The following is a 1,034-nucleotide window of genomic DNA, read 5'->3' as shown; positions in this document are numbered from 1 at the left end:
TGCCACGCAGCGCCGAGACCTGCCCAACCGATGCAAGCCTATACACCCAAGATGTCACCCGCGAGTTTGCCGATATGTGGTGGGTAAACAATGACGAACCGAAAGCCAATTTGGCGCAAATGAACATCATGGTGCGCTGGTCAACCACTCCGGCAGAAATCAACTACACCACTTGGGAATACTTACCGGCGGGAGCCAACTGGGAGCAAGGCATTTTGTATCGCTACCAACAGAACGTTAGTCGTAACCGAGATGGTTCTGATCATATTGAAACGCATACGATTTCTGAATTTGTCAAAGTGAGCGAGGAGGTATAACCATGGCAACGACTTCAGCCCTAACCCACATTATTCAGCAGTGGCAGTCTGGTAATAAACAAGCCGAAAGCGAGCTGTACCAATTCGCCTATTTGCAACTGCGTAAAATCGCCCAACAAGAACGTGAGCGCAACGCCGAAAAATACGGCACCGACAACATGGTATTGGCAGACAGCGTCAACAGCACCACCGCATTGATTCATGATGCTTACCTAAAAATGTCAAACTGCGACATGAGTGAAATCGCCACCAAGCGTGATTTTTTCTTAATGGCAGCTAAAGTCATGCGCCAAATATTGATCGACAACGCTCGCTCACACCAAGCGCAAAAACGCCAACACATCACGTTGATGAAGGACGAAGAAGACCGCTTTGAGCAGTTGATCATCATGGACAAAGCCTTAGATAGCTTTAGCACACGCTACCCACGTCAATCGAGCGCCTTAAAACTCAAATACTTGATGGGCATGAAGAACCAGGAGATCAGCGAACTGCTAGAGTGCAGCGCAAGCCTAATCGAAAAAGACCTCAAGTTCTCACGCAGCTGGCTGCAATCAAGAATGGCACACGCATAAATCATGACAAAGAAACTGTGGATTATCGGCGCGATCGGCGCCGGTTTATTGGGTGTTTACTTGTTAAGTGACGAGAGCAGCATGGCGTCTGCGGCCAGCTCTTTAAACAGCTCTCCTGTCGATAAAAGAAAAAGCCAACATC

General features: G+C 48.4%; 1 protein-coding gene and 1 pseudogene. Both read left to right on the top strand.

Translation table 11 applies throughout. The features are described from left to right. Positions 1-317, top strand: a pseudogene (locus R7Q47_RS26565) (chromosome partitioning protein ParA); the annotation flags it as partial. A 2-nt stretch (positions 318-319) separates the two neighbouring features. Beyond that, positions 320-892, top strand: coding sequence for a sigma-70 family RNA polymerase sigma factor (locus tag R7Q47_RS26560; protein WP_005455178.1), 573 nt, complete (start codon positions 320-322; stop codon positions 890-892). The last annotated feature ends 142 nt before the right edge of the window (positions 893-1,034 follow it).

It is taken from the genome of Vibrio sp. Vb0349 (assembly GCF_033338975.1).
This window is presented reverse-complemented; position numbering and strand designations above follow the sequence as displayed.